The organism is Treponema sp. OMZ 906, assembly GCF_024181185.1.
GTDB lineage: Bacteria > Spirochaetota > Spirochaetia > Treponematales > Treponemataceae > Treponema.
Map to the genome: position 1 here is coordinate 990,541 of NZ_CP051196.1, position 18,336 is coordinate 1,008,876.

The 18,336-nt window shown below is 41.0% G+C and carries 22 protein-coding genes and 3 pseudogenes; 23 read left to right on the top strand and 2 right to left on the bottom strand.

Annotated elements, in window-relative coordinates; genetic code table 11:
- Nucleotides 1-164: 164 nt before the first annotated feature.
- Nucleotides 165-1,436 (bottom strand): ATP-binding protein, encoded by a 1,272-nt coding sequence (locus E4N69_RS04420; RefSeq protein WP_253824636.1) that lies wholly within the window; start codon nt 1,434-1,436, stop codon nt 165-167.
- 506 nt (nt 1,437-1,942) lie between these two features.
- Nucleotides 1,943-2,464 carry a VanZ family protein gene (locus tag E4N69_RS04425; protein WP_253824637.1) on the bottom strand — a complete coding sequence of 174 codons (522 nt, stop codon included), beginning with the start codon at nt 2,462-2,464 and terminating at the stop codon, nt 1,943-1,945.
- Nucleotides 2,465-2,958: 494 nt separating this feature from the next.
- On the opposite strand from E4N69_RS04425, the gene E4N69_RS04430 reads away from it, so the two are divergent.
- The 23 genes and pseudogenes from E4N69_RS04430 to E4N69_RS04530 all read left to right on the top strand — a co-directional run bounded on the left by E4N69_RS04430 (nt 2,959) and on the right by E4N69_RS04530 (nt 18,335).
- Nucleotides 2,959-3,120 (top strand): hypothetical protein, encoded by a 162-nt coding sequence (locus tag E4N69_RS04430; protein WP_253824638.1) that lies wholly within the window; start codon nt 2,959-2,961, stop codon nt 3,118-3,120.
- A 226-nt stretch (nt 3,121-3,346) separates the two neighbouring features.
- Nucleotides 3,347-6,631, top strand: coding sequence for an isoleucine--tRNA ligase (gene ileS, locus E4N69_RS04435; protein ID WP_253824639.1), 3,285 nt, complete (start codon nt 3,347-3,349; stop codon nt 6,629-6,631).
- 29 nt (nt 6,632-6,660) lie between these two features.
- Nucleotides 6,661-6,912 (top strand): sodium ion-translocating decarboxylase subunit beta, encoded by a 252-nt coding sequence (locus E4N69_RS04440; RefSeq protein ID WP_253824640.1) that lies wholly within the window; start codon nt 6,661-6,663, stop codon nt 6,910-6,912.
- A gap of 334 nt (nt 6,913-7,246) precedes the next feature.
- Nucleotides 7,247-7,756, top strand: a complete 510-nt coding sequence (locus E4N69_RS04445; RefSeq protein ID WP_253824641.1) for a hypothetical protein — start codon at nt 7,247-7,249, stop codon at nt 7,754-7,756.
- Nucleotides 7,746-7,970 (top strand): hypothetical protein, encoded by a 225-nt coding sequence (locus E4N69_RS04450; protein WP_371922366.1) that lies wholly within the window; start codon nt 7,746-7,748, stop codon nt 7,968-7,970. The genes E4N69_RS04445 and E4N69_RS04450 overlap by 11 nt, the downstream gene beginning before the upstream one ends.
- Before the next feature lie 181 nt (nt 7,971-8,151).
- A pseudogene (locus E4N69_RS04455) lies at nt 8,152-8,424 on the top strand (tyrosine-type recombinase/integrase); the annotation flags it as partial.
- Nucleotides 8,425-8,553: 129 nt separating this feature from the next.
- Nucleotides 8,554-8,847 carry a type II toxin-antitoxin system RelE/ParE family toxin gene (locus E4N69_RS04460; protein WP_253824643.1) on the top strand — a complete coding sequence of 98 codons (294 nt, stop codon included), beginning with the start codon at nt 8,554-8,556 and terminating at the stop codon, nt 8,845-8,847.
- Nucleotides 8,848-9,053: 206 nt separating this feature from the next.
- Entirely contained in the window at nt 9,054-9,182 is a 129-nt protein-coding gene (locus tag E4N69_RS12785) for a type II toxin-antitoxin system RelE/ParE family toxin (RefSeq protein ID WP_330997106.1), read from the top strand.
- Nucleotides 9,179-9,460 (top strand): helix-turn-helix domain-containing protein, encoded by a 282-nt coding sequence (locus E4N69_RS04465; RefSeq protein ID WP_162662961.1) that lies wholly within the window; start codon nt 9,179-9,181, stop codon nt 9,458-9,460. Before E4N69_RS12785 ends, E4N69_RS04465 begins: the two co-directional genes overlap by 4 nt.
- A gap of 199 nt (nt 9,461-9,659) precedes the next feature.
- Nucleotides 9,660-9,884 (top strand): hypothetical protein, encoded by a 225-nt coding sequence (locus tag E4N69_RS04470; RefSeq protein WP_162662963.1) that lies wholly within the window; start codon nt 9,660-9,662, stop codon nt 9,882-9,884.
- Entirely contained in the window at nt 9,877-10,299 is a 423-nt protein-coding gene (locus tag E4N69_RS04475) for a PIN domain-containing protein (RefSeq protein ID WP_230978025.1), read from the top strand. The genes E4N69_RS04470 and E4N69_RS04475 overlap by 8 nt, the downstream gene beginning before the upstream one ends.
- Before the next feature lie 319 nt (nt 10,300-10,618).
- Complete coding sequence (locus E4N69_RS04480) at nt 10,619-11,506, top strand: carbon-nitrogen hydrolase family protein (protein WP_253824644.1); 888 nt, start codon at nt 10,619-10,621, stop codon at nt 11,504-11,506.
- Nucleotides 11,507-11,612: 106 nt separating this feature from the next.
- Entirely contained in the window at nt 11,613-11,831 is a 219-nt protein-coding gene (locus E4N69_RS04485; protein WP_162662968.1) for a sterile alpha motif-like domain-containing protein, read from the top strand.
- Nucleotides 11,832-11,892: 61 nt separating this feature from the next.
- Nucleotides 11,893-12,135, top strand: a pseudogene (locus tag E4N69_RS12790) (type II toxin-antitoxin system Phd/YefM family antitoxin).
- Nucleotides 12,135-12,380, top strand: coding sequence for a Txe/YoeB family addiction module toxin (locus E4N69_RS04495; protein ID WP_253824882.1), 246 nt, complete (start codon nt 12,135-12,137; stop codon nt 12,378-12,380). Before E4N69_RS12790 ends, E4N69_RS04495 begins: the two are co-directional and overlap by 1 nt.
- Before the next feature lie 21 nt (nt 12,381-12,401).
- Nucleotides 12,402-12,524: pseudogene (locus tag E4N69_RS04500) on the top strand (tyrosine-type recombinase/integrase); the annotation flags it as partial.
- 207 nt (nt 12,525-12,731) lie between these two features.
- On the top strand, nt 12,732-13,544 hold the full coding sequence (locus tag E4N69_RS04505; RefSeq protein WP_253824645.1) for a hypothetical protein: 813 nt from the start codon (nt 12,732-12,734) through the stop codon (nt 13,542-13,544).
- Between the two features lie 444 nt (nt 13,545-13,988).
- Entirely contained in the window at nt 13,989-14,864 is an 876-nt protein-coding gene (locus E4N69_RS04510) for a hypothetical protein (RefSeq protein WP_253824646.1), read from the top strand.
- A 323-nt stretch (nt 14,865-15,187) separates the two neighbouring features.
- A complete protein-coding gene (locus E4N69_RS04515; RefSeq protein WP_253824647.1) occupies nt 15,188-15,493 on the top strand; it encodes an FmdB family zinc ribbon protein in 306 nt (101 codons plus the stop codon).
- Between the two features lie 4 nt (nt 15,494-15,497).
- Entirely contained in the window at nt 15,498-15,857 is a 360-nt protein-coding gene (locus E4N69_RS04520) for a double zinc ribbon domain-containing protein (RefSeq protein WP_253715337.1), read from the top strand.
- Between the two features lie 428 nt (nt 15,858-16,285).
- Nucleotides 16,286-17,551 carry a Glu/Leu/Phe/Val family dehydrogenase gene (locus E4N69_RS04525; protein WP_162662979.1) on the top strand — a complete coding sequence of 422 codons (1,266 nt, stop codon included), beginning with the start codon at nt 16,286-16,288 and terminating at the stop codon, nt 17,549-17,551.
- Between the two features lie 221 nt (nt 17,552-17,772).
- Nucleotides 17,773-17,958, top strand: a complete 186-nt coding sequence (locus E4N69_RS12795) for a type II toxin-antitoxin system HicA family toxin (RefSeq protein WP_371922144.1) — start codon at nt 17,773-17,775, stop codon at nt 17,956-17,958.
- On the top strand, nt 17,955-18,335 hold the full coding sequence (locus tag E4N69_RS04530; RefSeq protein WP_253715338.1) for a type II toxin-antitoxin system HicB family antitoxin: 381 nt from the start codon (nt 17,955-17,957) through the stop codon (nt 18,333-18,335). The genes E4N69_RS12795 and E4N69_RS04530 overlap by 4 nt, the downstream gene beginning before the upstream one ends.
- Nucleotide 18,336: the final 1 nt, after the last annotated feature.

The window sequence follows — 18,336 nt, forward strand, 5'->3', positions numbered from 1 at the left end:
AGATATAGATGAAAATATCAAACGCAGATGCCCCTCCGGCGCTCTGCATCGGGGTATGCTGGTTTACCTGCGGCATTGCATGCCTCACCCAGTTGTTAATAAATTTAAATTCATTATTTGTCAAGGAGAGTATGAAAAAGCTAAAAAGCAATGATCTAGCCTGCTTAATCCTTTAGGCATGTAATCGGAACAACAAACACTCCGTCCTCTCGTTTATAGGCAAATGGAGCAACTCCGCATAAAACCATCAAAAAGGCAGGTTTCTTCATTTTTTCCGTATCAATTTTTGACGTTAATTTCAACAGACTTTCTGCGCCTTCATTGATCGACTGATCCCCTCCCAGTTTTACCTCAACCAAACCATAGCTGCCGTTTCTTAAATGAATGACAGCATCACATTCAAGACCTGTCTTGTCTCTATAATGATATACACTGCCATCCAATGCATCGGCATATATTCTTAAATCTCTGACACACAAGTTTTCAAATATCAAACCCATAAGCTCCAGATTATTGACCAGATCCGTTGGACCAAGTCCAAGTGCTGCCACAGCTATAGACGGATCCACAAAATACCTAGTATCAGAAGTTCGAATAGCCGTTTTTGATCGCAAATTCGGATTCCATGCAGGAGAATCTTCAATGACAAATATTCTTTTCAAAGCATTCAGGTACCCATAAAGAGCTTCCTTATCAAAGGTTTCTACATCATTACTGATTACATCTGATCTGATTGTTTCCAGAGAAGCTTGTGTTGCAACATTTCTAGCATAGGATTTTAGTATACGTTTTGTTCTTTCAGAATCTCTTTTTACTCTATCGACTCTGGATATATCATCATTTACAACGGCATCATAATAATCAAATGCTTGTTTTAATGCGACTTTCTTACCATGATTCAGAGCTGCCGGCCATCCTCCCCGGCAAATCAAAAAAGCAATTTCATCAATACTATGATTGTCCACAGTGGATATGTCTTTCTTATTAAACAGATCCATTAATGACACTTGGCCGGTGGAATCTTTGGATTCAAACAGAGACATCGGACGCATTTGCATACGCACGATCCGGCCTGTTCCTGTATGCATGCTCTCATCTAACGCAGCAGGAACCGAAGAACCTGTAAGAATGAACTGTCCAAATTCTCCTCTCCGGTCAACTTCATACCGTACGGCATTCCAGATATTCGTTGCTATCTGCCATTCATCAATCAAATGAGGAACCTCACCTTCAAGAAGATTTGAGGGGTTTATCCTTGCCATTTGCTGATACTGCTCCGTCATATCCGGACGATCCATCTCTATAACACTTTTGGCTATATGCTTTGCAGAGGTTGTCTTTCCACACCATTTAGCACCCTCTATAAGCACGGCTCCTTTAGATTCTAAATGGTCAAGTAAAATCTTATCCGAAACTCTTTGATAGTATTCTTTCATTGTAAAACCTCCGCCCAGCCTATATTCAGCCGAGTGTTTGGCTTATATAAAACCGAGTATTCGGACGTATTTTAACCGAGTGTTTGGCTTCTTGTCAATCCGGCGGACATGAAAATAGCATACACAGTGACGGTATTACGAAAGATTTTGGCGTATGGGATTCTCCAGATGAATTAGTGAAAAATCATCATACGGTTCTGAGCATTTGTTATCTGTCTTGATTGATAAGAATGCTAATTCAGAACCGCCAAGGATGTCATCGTTCACAAATGTACTTCCTTGTACATTTGTTGCCTAATAATAAAATCACGATCGTTTAATTTGTTTTTCATAAATGAGCTATGAAAAAATTCACGATTCCAAAGGAATGGAGAGCGATTGAATTAACTATCTTTTAGAAGAAACAAGCTTGAGCGTTCAAATGATACAAACCAAAACAATTTCAGCGACGGATGCTATACGGCGTATTTCGATTACAATAAAAATGTCGTAGACTGTTGACCGTATCAACGGTAATTTGGATTTTTCTCTTCTTTTTTCCGTAATATAGCCTTAGTGCAATAATAGGCAATAAAACAGCCGCATATATTTAATATTACCGAATCAATATCAAACGGACTATAAAACACAAAAGAGATAATTTCCTGTACAATCGATGTCATAATGATAATCGTATGTGCATTTTTTTGTTTTACCTTCCAGATTCCTAACAGTATTCCCATAGGAACAAGAAAAAGAATATTTCCGAAAAAAAAGCGGTATAGGATTGAAGGGGCATAATGTGTATAATTTTTTATATAATCTTGAATTGTAGTAAAAGGAACAAGGCTGATTAATTTATTTCTTCCCCAGCTTTTCATCAGCATTTTATTTGAATGCATACGCATTGAATAGGGATTAATCTTGATAGCAATCGATAGACTAAGAAAGCAAACATAGGCAATAACTTTTATATATTTTTTCTGAGAAAATACTTGCATATTCCAACCTCTAATAAAATATGGAGAATACGGAGGATCTGAAATCAAACCCTCCGTATTATTGAAATAAACATTAATAGCCAAAAGAATCGGATGATACAGAACCTAAAATATAAAGACCTGTATAAGCATCACCCCCCTCTTTTATAAAAATTATAACTCTCATATTTTCCAAGGTCAACAAGAAAATATAAAAATTTTTCAAACATCTCCGTACAAATCATAGCTACGCCTCTATTTGCGCGTTCCATAATTTTGTGTAATAGCCGGTTTTTTCAAGAAGTTCTGCATGCTTTCCTTTTTCAAGCAAACGATCTTCTTTTAAGTTGTCAAGTTTGTGAAAGAAACTTGACACGAATCCGATACACGGATGTGCACTTTCAGAACGGACACGGATGCCATCGCAACCAAATATACATCCATGTACATTTGGTTGCTTCGAGTTTTTCCTTGAGAAAAACTCGATTCTTCTGTGAACCACTGACATCCTGTCAGAGCAGTGAGTTTGCGGCACGCAAACTCACGTCCAAGCATTGACAAGGATGGCAATGCTTGGACATAGCGGAAGGGCAGAGGCGGATATCCTTTTTTCCGTTTGTTTTCCGGTATGCGGCAGTTTTGGAGCAGGAGCGGAAAAACCTGCCTCCGATGATGCAGGAACGGGAAAAAGATTGGAGCCGGAGACCGGTTTTTGCGCTGTTTGAACTTCTTCTGCTACAATGGTTAAAACAGTGCAAAAAGCCGCCCAAATATTGACATAATGACATAAAAAATTGAAACTACACAGATAAATAGATGGGTATCTCTAAACACTCAAGGTATAGTTTTTAGAGGTTCTCATATTTGCGTTTTAGTGAAAGAGGGGCATTTCTAAAGATTGAGTTTTTAGGGGTTCCAGATAACGCCTTTTATAGACAAGGAGTATGAGGTATGTATACACCGGTTGATCCTAAGGTGGATTTTCCGAAACAGGAAGAAGCGGTTTTGCGCTTTTGGGAAGACCACGATGTTTTTAAGAAGTCTGTTGCGCAGCGTGAGGGGGCTGATGAGTACGTGTTTTTTGACGGCCCGCCCTTTGCAACGGGGCTGCCGCATTTTGGGCATTTTGTGCCGAGCACGATTAAAGATATTATTCCGCGTTATCAGACGATGAAGGGGAAGAAGGTTGAGCGGCGGTTTGGATGGGACTGTCATGGGCTGCCGGTAGAAAACTTGATCGAAAAAGAGCTGGGGCTGAACTCGAAGACCGACATTGAAAAGTACGGTATTGCCAAGTTTAATGAGGCGTGCAGGGCGAGTGTGCTGCGCTATGTGAAGGAGTGGCGGCATACGATTAATCGGCTGGGACGCTGGGTTGATTTTGATAACGATTATAAGACGATGGAACCGGCGTATATGGAGTCGATTTGGTGGGTGATGAAGCAGCTGTGGGAGAAGGGGCTGTTGTATGAGGGGCATTATATTTTGCCGTATTGCCCGCGCTGTTCCACGGTACTTTCCAATCATGAGCTGAATCTCGGCGGTTATAAGGATGTACACGATCCTGCGATTACCATCCGCTTTAAGGCGCGGTATACGGTTGCGGGTACCCCTGCGGCGAAAACTTTTGCTGCGGAGCCGCTTCCGCCGAATACCTATCTTTTGGCGTGGACAACTACCCCGTGGACGCTGCCGAGTAACTTGGGACTTGCGCTCGGCGCAGATATAGACTACGTGCTGGTTGCCGATGAGGGGGAGCACTATATTCTTGCCGAATCCCGCTTAGCGGCGTACTACCGCGAACCGGAAAAATGCACCGTTATATGGAAGAAAAAGGGCGCAGAGCTGCAAGGTATCTGCTATGAGCCGCTCTTCCCGTATTTTGCGAATTTGACCGTAAAAGAGGACGGCTCTTCCGATGATGCAGGACGAGGTGCGTTCCAAACTTTGATCGGTGACTTCGTTTCGACGGAAGACGGTACGGGTATTGTTCATACGGCGCCGGGCTTTGGTGAAGAGGATAGTACGCTGTTTAAGGGAAGCGGAATACCGATGATCTGCCCGGTCGATGCTGAATGTAAGTTTACGACGGAGGTTCCGGACTATCAGGGGCGCTTTGTAAAAGATACTGATAAAGATATTATGGAGCGGTTGAAGGCTGAGCGGAAACTGGTGAAACGGGATCAAATTCTGCACGCCTATCCGCACTGCTGGCGCTGTTCCAGCCCGCTCATTTACCGTGCCGTCAGCAGCTGGTTTGTTTCGGTGGAAAAGGTAAAGGACGCGATGCTGCGGGCGAATAGCAAAATCAACTGGCAGCCTGCTCATATCAAAGAGGGACGCTTTGGGAAATGGCTTGAAGGCGCCCGCGACTGGGCAATCAGCCGGAACCGGTACTGGGGAAATCCGCTGCCGATTTGGAAGTGTTCCAATCCCGACTGCGGACACTCCCTCTGTGTGGGAAGCCGCGATGAGCTGAAAGAATTGAGTGGTGTTTATCCCGAAGACTTGCATAAGCACTTTGTTGACAAGATTACCATACCGTGTAAGCAGTGCGGCAAAACGATGTACCGTGTTCCGGAAGTGCTGGACTGCTGGTTTGAGTCCGGTTCGATGCCGTATGCACAAGTGCACTATCCCTTTGAGAATAAAAAATACTTTGAAGAGCACTTCCCCGCTCATTTTATTTCCGAAGGGCTGGATCAAACCCGCGGCTGGTTCTATACGCTGACTGTCCTGGCGGCTGCGCTGTTCGACCGCCCCGCCTTTGAGAACTGTATTGTCAATGGGCTGGTGTTGGCAACCGACGGGAAAAAGATGTCCAAGTCGCTGCGGAACTATACCGATCCCAATGAGGTTGTCCAGCAGTTTGGGGCGGATGCGCTGCGCTTGTTCCTGATGCACTCAAACGTGGTCAAGGCGGAGGATTTGAAATACTCCGATGACGGTGTGCGCGATATTCTGAAAGGTATTTTGATTCCGCTGTGGAATAGCTACAGCTTCTACGTGACGTATGCGAACATCGATGGTGTTACGCCGCCTGCCCATGCGAAACTCGACGGCACGGATGCCCACATCGCCGCCTTTGTGAAAGAGCTGAACAATCCGCTTGACCGCTGGATTCTCTCCGTAACTGAAAAGCTTGTGTTTGATGTAACGGCGGCGTTGGACGATTACGACCTTACGAAGGCGATTGACCCGATTGTTGCATATATCGATCAGCTGAACAACTGGTATATCCGCCGCTCCCGCCGCCGCTTCTGGAAGAGCGAAAACGACGGCGATAAGGCGCAAGCCTACGAGACCTTGTACCGCGCGCTCAAGAAGTTTGCACTGGTCGCGGCTCCGGTGGTGCCGTTTATTACCGAATCGATTTGGCAAAATTTGAGAACAGCTGATGATCCTCTTTCCGTACACTTGGCGGATTACCCCGTCTATGCGGAAGCGGCGCGGGATACCGAGCTTGAGTTTAAGATGGAGACGGTGCAAAAAGCCGTGTCAATGGGACGGGCGCTCCGGTATCAGTTCAATTTGAAAATCCGCCAGCCGCTCAAAGCGGTGGAAATTGTTACGAAGAACCAGCAGGAGAAGTCGGTCTTACGCGAAATGGAAAGCAGCATTATGGAAGAGCTGAACGTGAAAGAGGTAATTTTCCACGACAAAGAGGATGAGCTGGTTGAGTATTCCGCCAAGGCGAATTTTAAGGTGCTGGGAAAAGAGCTCGGCGCAAAGATGAAAATCGCAGCGGCTCAAATTGAAAAACTCTCTTCTGCGGAGATTGAAAGCCTCTTTGACGGCGCAACCTTGAGCATTGATGTTGAGGGGCAAGCCGTTGAGCTGACTTCCGACAAGGTGATCCTGAACCGCATTGAAAAGGCGAACCTCAAGGTGCTGAACGAAGGGACGCTGACGGTTGCGCTTAACACGCAGGTAACCGAGGAGCTGCTGCTGGAAGGCTATATCCGTGACCTTGTCCGCGCGGTGCAGAACTTACGGAAGGAGTCCGGGCTTGAAGTAACCGACCGGATTACGCTTTCCGTTTCCGGCACCGATACGGACGGGAAGAACCTCTTGCAAAAAGCGTTCGAGGCAAACAAGGACTACCTGATGAATGAGACCTTGGCGGTCGAGGCGGCCTTTGGGGAGACGCTGCCTGCAGGAAAGCCTGCCACCGAGCTTGACATGGGCGACGGGCTTTGCTGGCACATCGCGCTGGAGAAGGCGGCTGGAGTGTAGGGCTGGTAGAGCTTCTAAGATTGCAGAGTATGAAAAGAAGGGTACGAAAAACGCTATTGATAATAGCGCTGATATTAAACATAGGTCTCATTCCGCTGCAAGCGACGACGGTCTTTAACTTGTTTGATAGTACCCCCGCAATTTCAATAGTAGGCGGTGCGGACGGACCGACTTCTATATATGTTGGGCTAGACGCGTTTTTCCTGTTGATTTTCCGAACGCTTGCGGTGTGCATACATATTTATACGATCGGTATCCTCATCATGGCTCTTAAAGAATGAACATCACATGGCACGGGAAAGGGCTTGTCCTTTTCCCCCACCTGAATGGGACGGCGGAAAAAAGCCGGTTGTAACAACCTGCCCGCCGAGCTTGGCATGGGCGGCGGGCTTTGCTGGCTCATCGCGCTGGAGAAGGTGGAGGTGTAGGGGGGCGTGGTGCTGTAGTGTCTGTACTGCTGTGTAGGATAGAGGGCAGCCGCACCGGGAATATCTGGTGCGGCTGCCCTTGTGATCATTTGGTGGGCAGCAAATGATTTGTATTTTTATAAATTGTTATAAGAATTTTAAACTCGTTAAGGAAATCAACAAAATATAAATCCTTCGGATGGTCAGAATGAGCTATCTTGCTATACTGCAAAAGTCTTTAAAATATGATATAATTATCCTTATGAAAGTTTATCTTGATAACTGCTGTTACAATCGACCGTATGACGACCAAAATTATCTACCGATTTCACTTGAAACACAGGCAAAGTTGCTTATCCAATTTTTTATAACAGAGAAGCGCTTAGAACTTGCTTCTTCATTCATTTTAGACTATGAGAATTCTTGTAATCCGTATATGGATAGAAAAATTGCTGTAAAGAACTTTCTAGACGAGTATGTTTCTGATTATGTAGGTAGTGACAAATCAGAAGAAGTCATTACAAAGGCAAAAAAAGTGATGGCAACAGGGGTAAAGATGAAAGATTCTTGTCATATAGTTTGTGCTGAAATGATGAAATGTGACTACCTTTTGACTACAGATAAAGGCATGTTGAAATACAAAAGCAATACTGTGAAATTACTTAATCCGATAGAATTTATAGATTTGTTAAACGGAGGTAATGAGAATGATGACTGAAATGATTGCACCGCCGTCGACGATAGAGCTTCTTTCTCGCGGTATGGAATGTCTTGTAGAAGCTATGGGAGTTGTTGAGGCAGAATACTTTATTGCCGCTGTACGAAGAGAACGATTCGATTATACAAAATGGCAGCGAGATTATTTTGACAAGATAGATTTAAAAACTTTTGTTAATAATGCGAAAACCTATGCTCAAACTATGGGAAAGTAAAATCGTCTAACACCCGCTTCAAATCAGACATTTGTTTTGTCCCGAATGTTGCTTGTGAGGTCGTTTATAATGCTGTTTATATGCTTAATTTTTGGGTTATCTTTTGAAGTAAACTCGATATGAAGAAACTGACGATCTCGGATACGGTCTTAAGGATTTCTTCAAGCAAACCCACTGGCAGAATCAAAAAATAGGCGAACAGGGACGATACCGCATTGATCCTTCGATTATTCAACACATCCTCCATGAATCCGTTTTAAAGTCAGGTATTCAGAAATCAATCGGCTGCCACACTTTCCACCACTCATTTGCAACGTATCTACCGGAATCCGGTTACGATATTCGCACCATCCAAGAGCTTCTCGGTCACAGCGATGTTTCAATCGCTCTGGTCTATCCTCACGTCTTAAACCGCGGCGATCTAGGCGTTCAAAGCCCCATAGACAGGATGTGATTTATTCCTTTGTCCTGTTTAGTGAAGAGAGGTCTAATCTGTCTATTGCTGGTTTATTCTAGTAAACACTATGGTAGAAAGATGTGTTTTTTATTTGACAGAATGTATCAATTATGGTGCGTTTTAGATATGGAAGTCGAAAAGAAAATACAAGCAGATTTTTTCAAAACAGAGCAAAATAATGAACCTGTACGAGATTTCCTGAAGGCTTTATCTCCAGAAGACAAAAAATCTGTCGGTGCGGATATTATGGCAGTAGAAATGTCATGGCCGATTGGTTATCCAATAGTTAGAAAACTCGACGCTGATTTATGGGAAGTAAGAACTGGTATTTCCGACAAAAGAATTTGCAGAATCATGTTCACTGTAAGCGGAAATACAATGATATTACTAGACCTATTCGATAACTGCGTTGTCGAATAGGTCGCCGAGTTCTAAATCGCACAAATAGCACCCTAAAATGCAACAGTTGAACAAAGTGTGAACTTTGGAAACTGCTGCATTGATGTGCGGAACGCGCATACGTTAATACGCGATGTTTGCGAAGCAAACTCGACGTGTTTTTCAGCCGCGCTATTTCAGCGGCTGAAAATAAACCTACGATTTAGAACATCGCATTTCAAGGTGACCTGTTCAGAAACGGAAGTTTCCGAACAGGTTTACTCTATGCATTTGTAAAAAAGACACAGAAAACTCCAAAAGAAGATATGGAGTTGGGAAAGAAAAGAAGAAACTTGGTTTTAGGAGGTCAAAAATGAATAACGCTTATGTAGGAAGTTCCTTTAATGATTTTCTCGAAGAAGAGGGTCTTGCCACAGATATACAGAACGAGGCAATTAAGCGGTTGATTTCATATAATTTACTAGAAGAAATGCAGAAACAAAATATCAATAAAACTGAAATGGCTAAGAAAATGTCTACGTCTCGCGCTGCATTGGATAGGCTTCTAAATCCATACAATGATTCCGTGACACTTGCAACGCTTACAAAAGCTGCGAATGTTCTGGGGAAAAAATTAGTATTACAACTACAATAAAAACAGAACCCAACACGGTTTTCAAAGCCGACAAATGTGGCTATGCCTGTTTGCAGGTTAAAACAATGTTAGAAAGACTAAAAAAATATATAGTTTTTTAGAAGATAAATGAATAAGCATTAATCTATAATTTACAGAATCTCTTTTCATCTTGACTTTATTAATGTGTGCACTTATACTGTGTTGATAAGGAGCATTTATGAAAAATATAACGCTATCAATTGATGAAACTGTTTTACAGGCAGGGCGAGAATATGCAAAGAGACATAATATCTCCTTTAATTTTCTTGTAAGGAAACTTATTGAGCAAACGGTTGTTACCAATAAAGATTACTGGCTTCATGAGACTTTTTCACTTATGGATACATTAAATGCGGTGTCAAGCGATGAGAAATGGACAAGGGAAGAATTATATCGTGTCTAAAATATTTATTGATACAAACATACTTGTTTATACCCTTGACTCAAAAGATTTATATAAGCAAGCAAAAGCTCGAAAAATAATAGAGAAAGTTGTGAATTTACATCAACCGGTAATATCAACACAAGTACTTAAAGAATTCTATGTAGTTGCAACAACAAAATTAAAGGCAGATCGAATAATTGTTAAAAATATTATACACAATTTTTGCAATATGGAAATTGTTCAAAATGACTTAGAGTTGATAGAACAAGCAATAGATATTAGTGTAATTTTACAATTATCATTTTGGGATTCATTGATAGTAGCTGCTGCTGAGAAAGCAAAATGTGAATGCATTATTTCTGAAGATTTAAACCCGGGGCAGACATATCGTGGAGTAATGGTAATCAATCCATTTAAGGAAGAGTCTTTCTAACACCCGCTGCAACGCTGACAACGAGGATAGGCAAGGTTGCCGGTAAAGCGATGGTTAGTTATGGTGGCAGGTCACTGGCCTGCTTAATTTTACGTTGATAAATAATGTCGCAGGCGTTTTGTTTTATGGATGAAAATTTGTTTATAAGTTTACCGCCTTATGAAGGATTAAAGTCATATCGAATTATAAAATATGGCAATTTTAAAGAAAAATATCTTTGCCATAATAAGCGTTCGTAGTCGACAAGGCAAGTCTTTGCTTACGTTTCGGTTTATAACCTTATTGGTTTGACAAGATTTAATACAATAAGGAAAAATAAATGTCTAAAATTAAAATAGCTTTACTACAATTAATGCCGGGGAAGTCTCTTGTTGAAAATATGCATATCGGTATATCAGCTTGTCGCAAGGCAAAAAACATTGGGGCAGATATAGCATTGTTTCCTGAAATGTGGAGTATTGGTTACGAAATACCTAAATCTGTCAATGAATTAAAGAGTAAAGCAATTAGTAAAAATGATACGTTTATACGTTCATTCTCGGATTTAGCGAAAGAATTACAAATGGCTATCGGTATAACATTTCTTGAAAAATATGAGCCACTACCAAGAAACAGTATATGTCTGTTTGATAGATTTGGTAAAGAACTATATACCTATGCAAAAGTACATACATGTTCTTTTGGAAATGAAAAAGCTTTAATGCCCGGTAATGATTTTTATGTATCTGTATTAGATACAGAGCATGGTTGTGTGAAAATAGGTTCAATGATTTGTTATGATAGAGAATTTCCTGAGAGCGCACGAATACTCATGCTTAAAGGTGCAGAAATAATACTTGTACCGAATGCATGTCCAATGGAAATTAATAGAATTTCACAATTAAGAGCAAGAGCATTTGAAAATATGGTTGGCATTGCGACTGTTAATTATCCAAAAGGAAAACCTGATTGTAATGGTCATTCTACAGCATTTGACGGCATTGCCTATAACATTGATGAACCATATTCGCGAGATACATTAATAATAGAAGCCGGGGAAGAAGAAGGAATATATATCGCAACTTTTGATATAGAGGAATTAAGAAAGTATAGAAGTAGAGAAGTTCATGGTAACGCATACCGGCAGCCGACAAAATATACGATTTTATTATCGGAAGAGAAACAAGAACCGTTTATCCGTAAAGATTATAGAAAATCAGTAAACTAGCATCCGCTTTAACTTGACATTTCTGTGTAATGCAGGTTTAACAGACGATGGAATATCCGAAACTATCACTCAATTCATATTTTTTTGAAATAACGGAGGTAAAGAAATGTCAAAATCATTTTATTCGTGGTTGTCGCAGTTTAAAAACGACAGTACTTCTGTAGGAGATCTTGCACGAGATGTAAGGTTTGATAAAGAGTTTCCTCGTCATTCCGATTCCCGTAAATACTTAAGAGATTACCTTGAAAGTATGGGGGCATGTGACAGTACAATGAGCATTTTTGAAGAAGCTTTTAGTCACTATGAACAAGACGCAAAAAAGTAATTTTCCTCATGACATAGCGTACGATTATTCGTACGCTATGTACTCCGATGGAGGTACGTAAATGACAGCAATGACCGCTACGGCAGCGAGGACTAATCTTTATAATCTCATTGACCAAACAAGAGATTGCCATGAACCGATTATCATTTCCGGCAAAAGAAATAATGCGGTTTTAATTTCAGAAGATGACTGAAATGCTATTCAAGAAACCTTGTATTTGTATTCTATCCCAGGAATGAGAGAATCTATTATTGAAGCAAGTAAAGAGCCATTGGAAGAGAGCATTAAAGAGCTTGACTGGTGATGTGGACAGTAGTTTATTTAAAACAGGCGGCAAAAGATAGTAAAAAAATTGAACTGTCAAATCTAAAACCAACAGTAAAGCATTTAATTGAAGTTATAAAGAATAATTCTTTTGAAAATCCTTCGCCTTACGAAAAGTTAGTTGGAGATTTAACGGGAAAATACTCAAGAAGAATTAATATACAGCATCGTTTGGTATATGAAGTTTTTGAAAAAGAACATATAGTTCGTATTCTAAGAATGTGAACTCATTATGAATAAGCCTTGCTCCAGGAAGACGGCTACGATATTCGCACCATCCAAGAGCTTCTCGAACATAGCGATGTCTCAACCACTATGGTTTACACCCTCGTCCTCAACCGTGGCGGTTTTGCTGTTCAAAGTCCTATGACAGGATGTGATTTTTATCTCAATTTGGTGAAGATAGGCCTAATTTACTTGCTGTTTATTTTTCCGGTAGATACTTATAGTAGAAAGATGTGGCAGCTAGAATCTCAGTTTAGATTGCAAATTAGTGGTTTTATGATATTATAAGGAATAGTCGAAAGGGTGTTAGCAGGACACGCCGCTGGAGTGGAAATTTATAGGAAAAGAAATATGAAGTTGAAAAACTTAAAAATTATTTTTTGGGGACTATGTATCGCATTTTGTGCTTGCGAAAGCAATAAACTTGAAAACACAAAAGCAACAGATACAAGGTTAGCAGAAACAAAAAAAGTGTTAAAAATTGAAAACTACACTTATGAAGAAAATTCAGAAACAATTGAAATCATCAGTGGAATTGATAATAAGAAAACAATTTATATAAAAACCTATGATGATAATCATAATCTTTTGAAAAACTACTGCAAAACAGATGGATATTTTATTGAATATGAGTATAACCGGAATAACCAAGTCGTATATTCAAAAGATAATGGTGGAGACGGACATGAATACTTTTACGAATATGACTCAAATGGCGATATGACATATTTTCATAGCACGATTGGTGGTGAATCATATTTAAATTACCATGCAGAATATGAAAATCATAAATTAGTTCATAGATATAGTCAGTCAGTACTTGGTGAACATCATGAATGGTGGGCATATACAGATGACTTTAGAAAATGTACTTATAAAAATTCTCTAAAAGATGGAATTACATATTATGAATATGATTCCCATGGAAATAAAATTTATGAAAAAAGTTATTTAGGTGAAAATTTTTATGCATATGATGATAACGGTAATTTAATTTCGAAGAAAACAACCTATGAAGATGGAAAGACCAATACGACAATTTATGAATATGACACTATGGGTAATAAAATCTCTGAAAAAGACGGTCTGTTTGATACGTATTATGATTATGAATTCTATGACAATGGTAAAATAAAAACTATACTATCATATAGAAAATCATAACACCGTTTTCAAAGCTGATAAAAACTTTGACACCTCGTTATAAAGAGTAAAAAATCATATATTTTTTTTAGAAAATAAATGGATAACCGGTAGTCTATAATTTTAAAATACTCTTTTCATCTTGATCTTTTAATGTGCGCACTTACTAAATGCAGCGTCAAGCGATGAGAAATGGACAAGGGAAGAATTATGCTGTGTCTAAAATATTTATTGATAGTAGCTGCTGCTGAGAAAGGCATAAAACAAAACTCATAACAGATATGTTTCAACAGGAGTAGTCCGGTATATTTTTAATCTTCGCCAATATTAGAAAATTAATAATATTCTGATGATTTCAAATTGACAGTGTGTCCTCGTACGTATTATAGTGGGCTGGGATGGCGAAAAAACAACTAACTTTTGCGTCTTCTTCAAGGTTGAAGCATTCAAGATAAGGGGAATTACGTGCAAAAGCTTTACTTTTCTAAAATATTCGGAGTCGGCTGTATTATTGCGGCAATTATACTGGCGAGCAGCTGCGTATCACGTCCTGTTGAATATGATATACGAGCATTCGGTGCTGTTGGATCGGACGCCGATGTGTATATAGTTGCTCCGGTTATCGGGAATGAGTCACTTTTAAAAACTCTGTTTACCGCTTTTGTGCCGGAGAGAACCGCTTTGCAGTATTTGAACCGGACATCGGTACTGTATATCGGTGCAGACTACAGGATGCCGCCATCGGTAACCGTTGTTTCGAGCGGTTCTTATCCTGTCAGTTTGGGAGATTTGCTGTTTTCTAAAAAAGACGGTTGGGAAAAACGCCGCGCGGCAGCACTGAACAATCGCACCTATTATTCTTCTGCAACTGTGGATATAGTGGTTCAAGAAAAAATAGCCTTTATGTGCTTAGGCGACAATCAACGGGATTCGACAGCGTTTTTGCAGCGGATAGCCGAGCCTCAGTCCCTGATATTTCCGCCCCGATTTCAAGCCCTGAGTGAATCCGGTGGGGTAGGGGAAATCGGCTTATATGCCCGTTCGGGAGGCTCCGTAGTATCCGCTTTGTTAGGCTTAGAGGATATTGAACTGCCGATACGGTCGATAGAGCTTTATCTGAAAAAGGATATCAACTCAATGTATCGGTGTTCTGCGATATTTGAGGCAACAGACGTTCGCGCAGCTCTTGTTGTCCGGCTGCTTCTGAGTCATGGTCTGAATGGAGATTTTTCCGTTCAAGACTCTTCTATTTTTGTAGAAAATGCCGATATTACAGAAACAGAGCTCATTACAATGCTACGAGGTATAACTTCGGCTGCTAACATTGCGCAGCCTCGTTAACCGTCAAGTTTTCTACCGAAAACTTACTTATTGTACGCCATTTCTCATTTCATTTTGAAATGGCATAATGCATCGGTTCTCGAGAATTGATATTCTCTCAACCGTTGCATTTTGAAGAAGGTATAACTTCGGCTGCTAACATTGCGCAGCCTCGTTAACCGTCAAGTTTTCTACCAAAAACTTGCTTATTGTATGTACGCTATCGCGTACCAATGCAACAGTTTCCAAAGTTGAAACTTTGTTCAACCGTTGCATTTTGAAGAAGGTATAACTTCGGCTGCTAATAGAGCATTTTAATTACTTGATTGATCTGTGGAGGGCTTATGCCTACGTATGACTATATGTGCGATTCTTGCGGAGCTTCTTTCGAGGTACAGCATAAAATGACCGATACGCCTGCTATAGTTTGTCCGCAATGCGGAGCATCTGCTCATCAAGTATTCTCGGCTGGTTTTGGATTAAATTTTACCGGTAAAGGTTTTTATCAAACCGATACGCAAAAAACAGTAGCATCTACAGATGTGAAGAAGGCTGATGTGCAAGGTTCCTCTTCGCAAGGGAAAGACAAAACGGCTCATTCGTGCAGTAGAGGCTGCGGATGCTCAGGCGGCTGTTCGTGTTCAAGCTAAGTATATGAATAAACAACCTAAGTTTTTTTGTGAAAATTGTAATGCAGAAGTTCGTCGTGATGCAGTAATCTGTCCCCACTGTGGCCGTTTTTTTGCCTCCGTGCGGTGTCCCAGTTGCGGATTTACCGGAACACATAAAGAGTTTAAAGACGGATGCCCCTCATGCGGCTATGCGTTCACTCCTGATGAGCAAGAGAACAAAAAGAATAATACAAAAAAACTAAAAAAAAAGAAATTCCGTATTGTGCAATACGTCGGACATGAAGCCGATGCCCGCACCGACACCGACCCCTTACCTTTATGGGTATACGGGGTAGTCCTTTTACTGTGTGCCGCTCTCGCTATAATTTTCTTTCTCCTTTAACGAAATTTTATCTAAAATTTTGTACATTTCTTCAAACAGGCTGGCAAACGCATCAGGCAGAGTAGATAAAAAGCGCAGAATCATTGAGGCTGTGAAACCATTTGAACTGCGAGTGGTTCAACTCTAGTTGAATAGTTTCAATGATTCTGCGGGAAACACGAACATTGTACTTCCTTGTACAATATTCGTGTCAAGTTTTTCTAGCGAAAACCTTGCTGCTGATTAGTATCACCGCCGTCCGTGGCGGATATGAAAAAACGGCCTGATGCGGTTACCCTGGAAGATGTGAAACTTTTGCTTGACTGTTAGCAATTTCGGTTCTATACTTATAGATAATATAAGTGAGGTAAAATGCGTATAGCTAAAGTTTTTAGTTCCATTTTTACCATAATATGATTGTTTGTTGAAACTTATTGAGGAGGAGTTTTATGAGCAAAGAAACCTTAAACCCGTTGGCGAATGCACAGGCACAAGTAAAAAAAGCGTGCGATGCTTTGGGAGCAGATCCCGCGGTATATGAATTATTGAAGGAACCGCAGCGGATAATCGAAATTTCCATTCCGGTAAAGATGGATAACGGTTCTATCAAAGTATTTAAGGGATATAGAGCTGCGCATAACGATGCGGTCGGCCCCTACAAGGGTGGTATTCGCTTCCATCAAAATGTCAATGCCGATGAAGTAAAAGCTCTTTCTATTTGGATGAGTATTAAATGTCAAGTAACCGGTATACCCTACGGTGGCGGAAAAGGCGGTATCACTGTTGATCCTTCCGAATTATCTCAGCGTGAGTTGGAGCAGTTGTCACGCGGCTGGGTACGCGGTTTGTATAAGTACCTCGGTGAAAAAGTAGATGTGCCTGCTCCGGACGTCAATACCAACGGCCAGATCATGGCGTGGATGCAGGATGAATACAATAAGCTGACCGGCGAGCAGACCATCGGCGTATTTACCGGTAAGCCGCTTACCTACGGTGGTTCCAAGGGAAGAAACGAGGCGACCGGCTTCGGTGTTGCCGTTATTATGCGTGAAGCCTGCAAAGCAATCGGTATGGATTTAAAGAAAGCAACCGTTGCCGTTCAGGGTTTCGGAAACGTCGGAAAGTTCACCGTTAAGAACATCATCAAGCTGGGTGGAAAAGTTGTCGCAGTTGCGGAATTCGACAAGAAAGAAGGTACCTACGCAACCTACAAAGAAAGTGGCTTTACTTTTGAAGAATTGAATGAGGCAAAGACAAAAGACGGCAGTTTACTCCATGTTCCCGGTGCAAAGAAAATTTCCCTCGATGACTTCTGGGCATTGAATGTCGATGTTATCAGTCCCTGCGCAATGGAAAATGCAATCAAAGAGCACGAAGCCAATCTGATCAAGGCAAAGCTGATCTGCGAAGGCGCAAACGGCCCCATTACGTTGGAAGCTGATGAGATCCTGTACAAGAAGGGAATCCTTGTTACTCCCGATATTCTGACCAATGCCGGCGGTGTTACCGTTTCTTACTTTGAATGGGTACAGAACCTCTACGGCTACTATTGGACGGAAAAAGAAGTTGAAGAGAAAGAAGAGCGCGCAATGATCGACGCATTCAACCCGATTTGGGCATTAAAGAAGGAAAAGAACGTTTCGTTCCGCCAAGCAACTTACATGAAATCCATCAAGAGAATTGATGAAGCAATGAAGGTAAGAGGCTGGTATTAATCCCGAACTTCATATCTGCCTGAAAATATATGAGAACCTCTAAAAACTTCCATTTTTAGAGGTTCCTATACGGTTTAGATAAAAGGGTTTAATCTACAAGGCGTATCGGTTCCTTAAAAAGAAGCCGATACGCCTTTTTTTATGCTAGGCATCCCCGCCATTACTGCAATACATCAACCAATCTATTGACAATACGTGTGATACGTGTAATAACGGTAGGCATGAAAGACAGAGACCTTTTAAAATTATTATTAAAAGACGGCTGGGAATTGGTATCAGTGAAAGGCAGCCATCACAAAATTAAGAAAGGTGAAAAAACTGAGATCCTTCCGGTACACGGTACGGACATCAAAAAAGGGCTTTTGTCTGCAATCTTGAAAAGAACCGGATTGGAGGTTAAAAGATGAAAATTATGTATCCTGCTATTTTTCATGCCGAAGCAGACGGCGGTTTTTGGGTGGAGTTTCCCGATCTGCCCGGCTGCTCCACTCAGGGTGATACTGAAACCGAAGTTTATGCGAATGCAGTTGAGGCGATGGAACTTTATTTGCAAGATGATTATACAATCGATACGTTACCCAAGGCATCCGCTGCAAGCAAAATTACAACGGATAAAAATAGTTTTGTATCGTTTATATGCGGTGAATTTAAAGTAAACGAAAAAGCGGTAAAGAAGACGTTGACACTTCCTGCCTGGCTGAATATTCAGGCAGAAAAAGCAGGCGTTAATTTCAGTCAAACGTTACAAGAGGCATTGTATAAGAAATTAGACCTCGTAATGTAGC